The 4,068-nt window shown below is 64.0% G+C and carries 1 protein-coding gene; it reads right to left on the reverse strand.

Going from position 1 to position 4,068, the window contains the following annotated elements:
* Positions 1-4,068: amino acid adenylation domain-containing protein (locus ACPCUW_RS34990; RefSeq protein ID WP_423429673.1), on the reverse strand; the 4,068-nt coding region annotated here is incomplete at both ends.

The raw sequence follows: 4,068 nt of genomic DNA on the forward strand, positions 1-4,068 counted from the left end.
TGCCGGAACGGACATCGCGGATGATGTGCGCGTGCGCAATACGGCGCGGTTGCTGATTTCGTCCAGCCGGGTGTGTTCGGATTCGTCGAGCAGGTCCACTGATGACAGTGGTTGTTCCGGGTCGCGGGTCAGTTCGGTCAGTGTTCGTTCGAGCCGTTGGATGAGTGTTTCGATGGTGGTGGTGTCGAAGATGTCGGTGCGGAATTCCGCTGCGCCGGTGAGTCCGGCGGAGTCGCCGTTGTCGGTGAAGCGTTCGCCGAGGGAAAACGCCAGGTCCATGCGGGCGGTGTGGGTATCCACCGGGAGCGAGCTGATCTGGAGGTCGTCCAATATCAAACCGGCTGCGGGGTCGTTGTTTCCGGTGAAGTTCTGCCAGGCCAGCAGCACTTGGATGAGGGGGTGATGCCTCAGTGATCTGGCTGGGTTGAGTCGTTCGACCAGGACTTCGAAGGGCACGTGTTGGTGTTCGAAGGCTTCGAGGCTGCGGGTGCGGACTTGGGTGAGTAGCTCGGTGAGGGTGGGATCCCCGGTCAGGTCGACTCGCAGTATCAAGGTGTTGACGAAGAAGCCGACCAATTCGTCGAGGGCGGGGTCGTCGCGGCCGGCGACCGCGAATCCGATTGCCACATCGGAGTTGGCGCTGAGTTTCGACAACAGCACTGTCAGCGCGGTTTGGATGACCATGAAGTTGGTCGCGTTGTGCCGGCGTGCGATCCGGCTGATTTGCTGGTGTAGTTCGGGGGGCCAGTCGATTTCTACGGTGGCGCCGTGGTGGTCGGTAGTTGGTGGGTAGGGTCGGTCGGTGGGGAGTTCGAGGTGTTCGGGCATTCCGGCGAGGGTGTGTTTCCAGTACTCGAGTTCGGTGGTGATGGGGCTGTGGGGGTCGTGTAGGTCGCCGAGTTGGGTGCGTTGCCAGAGTGTGTAGTCGATGTATTGCACCGCCAACGGCGACCGATCCGGCGCTCGGCCGGCGCACCGGTCGGCATACGCCACACTCAAATCGGCGGCCAGCGGCCTCAGCGACCAGCCGTCAGCAGCGATATGGTGCATCACGATCACCAGCACGTGTTCTCGATCGGCAACTTCGAAAACCTTTGCCCGCAAGGGAATTTCGGCCGACAAGTCGAACGGGTAGCATGCCGCCGCGTTGACCGCCACATCCAGCTGGGTGCCCGACCACCCGGTCGCATCGACAACCTCCCACCCGAAATCGACCCGCTCGACGGGGATAACCACCTGCCGGGGCGTCCCCTCGACCGTGCCGAACACCGTGCGGAGGCTTTCATGCCGGCCCACCACATCGGCCAGCGCTGCACGCAGCGCCTCGACATCGAGCCCACCGCTCAACCGCAACGCCGCCGCCACGTTGTAGAGCGGGGAGGGGCCCTCCAGTTGGTCGATGAACCACAGTCGTCGCTGGGCATACGACAACGGAATTACCGGGGGCCGTTCGACGGGTGTCAGTCGTGGGAGTCGGCTCGAACCCGCGCGACCGATACCGGAGGCCAGCCGGGCAACGGTGGGTGTGTCGAATACGGTGCGTACGGAGAGGTCGGTGTCGAGTGTGGTGTTGATCGCGGCGATCAGGCGCATCGCCGATAGTGAGTCTCCGCCGAGGTCGAAGAACGAGTCGTCGATGCCGACGTGGTCGAGTCCGAGTGTGTGGGCGTAGATGGTGGTGAGGATTTCCTCGACGGGGGTGCTCGGCGCGCGACACCCGCTCGCCGCGTATTCGGGTGCCGGGAGGGCACGGGTGTCGAGTTTGCCGTTGACGGTCAGTGGTAGCGCGGGCAATGTCATGACTGCCGCGGGGATCATGTAGGCGGGAAGTCGTTCGGCGAGTTGGGCGCGTATGTCGGTGGGGTTTGCCGTGCCGGTGATGTAGGCGACGAGGCGCTTGTCTCCAGGGTTGTCTTCGCGGGCGATCACCGCCACCTGTTCCACCCCGTCCAATCCGGTCATGGCATCCCGGACTTCGCCGCATTCGATGCGATATCCGCGGATTTTGACCTGCTCGTCGGCGCGGGCCACATATCGCAGCTGACCGTCGTGTCCCCAGCGGACGAGGTCGCCGGTGCGGTACATGCGTGTCCCGGGCTTCCCGAATGGGCAGGCGGTGAATCGCGTCGCGGTCAGTGCGGTGCGCCGCCAGTATCCGCAGGCGACTCCCGCGCCGGCGACGTAGAGTTCGCCGGTGACGCCGACCGGCACGCGCTGTAGTCGGTTATCGAGGACGAACAACGCTGCCCCGGCTACTGGTGCCCCGATCGGCGGAGTTCCCGATCCGGGTGTCAAAGGTGGAGTGAGGGTGACGCACATGGTGGTCTCGGTGGGTCCGTAGCCGTTGATCACCGTGTGTGCGGGCGCCCATTGGTCTATCACTCGGGCGGGGCAGGTTTCACCGCCGAGTATCAGGGTCAGCGGTTCCAGGTCTTGTGGCGTGAGCATCGCTGCCGCAGTGGGTGTTTGGGTCAACACCGTGACGTGTTCGGCAGCAAGCGCATCGTGAAAGTCGCTGGGGGAGAGGGTGATCGAGTCGGGTAGGACGACCAGTCGGCCGCCGTGGAGTAGCGGGGCCCAGATTTCCCACACCGAAATGTCGAAGGCGAGCGAATGGCATTGCGCCCATACCTGTTCGGAGGCGGATGTAGGGCCGGTGTCCAGGGTCGTCAGTAGTTGGGTGATGTTGCGGTGGGTGGTGGCCACGCCTTTGGGCACCCCGGTGGTGCCGGAGGTGTAGATGAGGTAGGCGATGGTGTCCGGGCGTGGCGCCGGGAGCGCGGTGTTGGGTTGGCTGTGGATTGCGGGGTTGTCGACATCGATGATCGGTATGTCGATTCCGTCGAGTCGTCCGGCCAGGTCGGCGGTGGTGATCACGGCCGCCGGTGTGGCGTCGGCAATCATGAATTCGATTCGTGCCCTTGGATGTTCGGGATCGATGGGCAGGTAGGCCGCCCCCGTCTCGAATACCGCGGTGATGGCGGTGATCGCTTGTGCCGAGCGTTGCATCAGTAGCCCGACCACGCATCCGGGACCTACACCGTGGCCGCTGAGCAGATGCGCCAGCCGGTTCGCCGCCTCGTCGAGTTGCCGGTAACTGTATGAACGATCGCCGCAGCTCAATGCTGTTGCGTTGGGGGTGCGGGCGACCTGTTCGGCGAACAGTTCCGGTACCGACTTCATCGATGGTGTGCCCGTACGCAATACGGCACGGTTGCCGATCTCGTCCAGCCGGGTGTGTTCGGTCTCGTCGAGCAGGTCTATCGATGACAGTGGTTGTTCCGGGTTGGTGGTGACGGCGTTCAGTGTTCGTTCGAGCCGTTGGATGAGTGTTTCGATGGTGGTGGCGTCGAAGATGTCGGTGCGGAATTCCACTGCTCCGCCGAGTCCGGCGGGTTCGCCGGTATCGGTGAAGCGTTCGCCGAGCGAAAACGCTATGTCCATGCGGGCGCTGTGAGTATCCACCGGAAGCGAGGTGACCTGGAGCTCTTCCAGCGCCAAACCGGCTGCGGGGTCGTTGTTTCCGGTGAAGTTCTGCCAGGCGAGCAGAACCTGGATCAGCGGGTGATGTGTCAATGATCTGGCCGGATTGAGTCGTTCCACCAGTACCTCGAACGGGACGTGCCGGTGTTCGAACGCTTCCAGGCTGCGGGCGCGGACCTGGGTCAACAGCTCGGTGAAGGTGGGTACCCCGGTGAGGTCGACTCGCAGTATCAAGGTGTTGACGAAGAAGCCGACCAACTCGTCGAGGGCGGGATCGTCACGACCGGCGACGGCAAAGCCGACCGCTACGTCGGGGTCGGCGCTGATCTTCGACAACAGCACCGTCAGGGCGGCCTGGATGACCATGAAGCCGGTCGCGTTGTGTTCGCGCGCGGTCCGGTTGATCTGCTGCTGCAGTCTCGCCGGCCATTCGACTTTCAGGCCGGCGCCGTGGTGGTCGGGGGTCGGTGGGTAGGGTCGGTCGGTGGGGAGCTCGAGGTGTTCGGACATCCCGGCCAGGGCCTGTTCCCAGAACGCCAGCTCGACAGCGATAGCACTGTGCGGGTCCCGCAGTTCACCAAGCCA

This window comes from Nocardia sp. AB354, assembly GCF_049538315.1.
Taxonomy (GTDB): Bacteria; Actinomycetota; Actinomycetes; order Mycobacteriales; family Mycobacteriaceae; genus Nocardia; species Nocardia nova.